This is a genomic window from Clostridium tagluense (assembly GCF_003865095.1).
Classification (GTDB): Bacteria; Bacillota; Clostridia; order Clostridiales; family Clostridiaceae; genus Clostridium_AD; species Clostridium_AD tagluense.
Genome location: NZ_BHYK01000114.1, coordinates 1 through 1,033, shown reverse-complemented (window position 1 = coordinate 1,033; position 1,033 = coordinate 1). Strand labels below are relative to the sequence as shown.

Genomic DNA, 1,033 nt, shown 5'->3' with positions numbered 1-1,033 from the left:
TCTAAAATTAAGGCACCAGGAAAAAATAAAAAGCTTCCTAATAAAAAAACAGGTGTTGTTAAGAGAATTTCAGATTTTTTTGAAGCTGGTCGCTCATTTTCCCTAAGAGCCGAAAGGCTGCTTCAAAAAATATTCTCATTAGTTGCTGTAGAGCCCTCTTTTAATCTTAACTTAATAGAAAAAGATAAGCTCACAGTTGCTGGTGATGGTACTTGTGTTCACTGTAAGTCTTCTTACTATGGTTCTAAAGTTTGTGACTGCCGTCAAAATGGAATTTATGATTGCAAATGCCCTCGTAGACTTTCTGACACAAATGCTAATTGGGGTTGGGACAGTCATGAAAATCGTTGGTTTTACGGCTACACTCTCTATGCTTTATCTTCCTACAATAAAAAATATAAGATAGATCTACCTATTTATCTACGATTTGTAGAAGCAAGCAGACACGACAGTGTCACTGGAATAGTTGCATTAGCTGAATTTAGAGAACTGTTGCCGCAGTTCAATATATCAAGTTATGTTCTTGACTCAGCTAATGATAACTATCCTACATATGAATTATGCTCCAAATGGAACATTAATCCCTTTATTGATTTGAACTCCAAAAACAAAGGAAATTCAAAATATCCAACTACTTTAGATATTAATGAAAAAGGAGTTCCTATCTGCATTGGTGGCCATGAAATGATATATAACGGTTTTGAAAAAAGTCGTTCACGCCTTAAATGGCGTTGCCCTTTAGTTTTAAAAAAGGTTGATAGTTGCTCTTGTTGTGAACAGTGCTCACCTTCACCTTATGGGCGTGTAATCTATACTAAACCATCATGGGATTTGCGGTTGTTTACGCCTGTGCCTCGCGGCACAAAACAATGGAAAACTATTTATAAAACTAGAACCTGCTCAGAACGTATAAATAATCGTATTCTTAATGATTATAGAATTCATTCTTTACGAATACATGGTAAAAAACGTTATTCATTTATGACTATGATTGCTGGAATTAATATTCATCTAGATGCAAGGCTTAAAGTTT

General features: G+C 34.8%; 1 protein-coding gene. It reads left to right on the top strand.

The window, feature by feature from the left end; genetic code table 11:
- Positions 1 to 1,033, top strand: a 1,033-nt coding sequence (locus tag Ctaglu_RS24755) for a hypothetical protein (RefSeq protein WP_125006721.1), incomplete at both ends; no start/stop codon positions are given.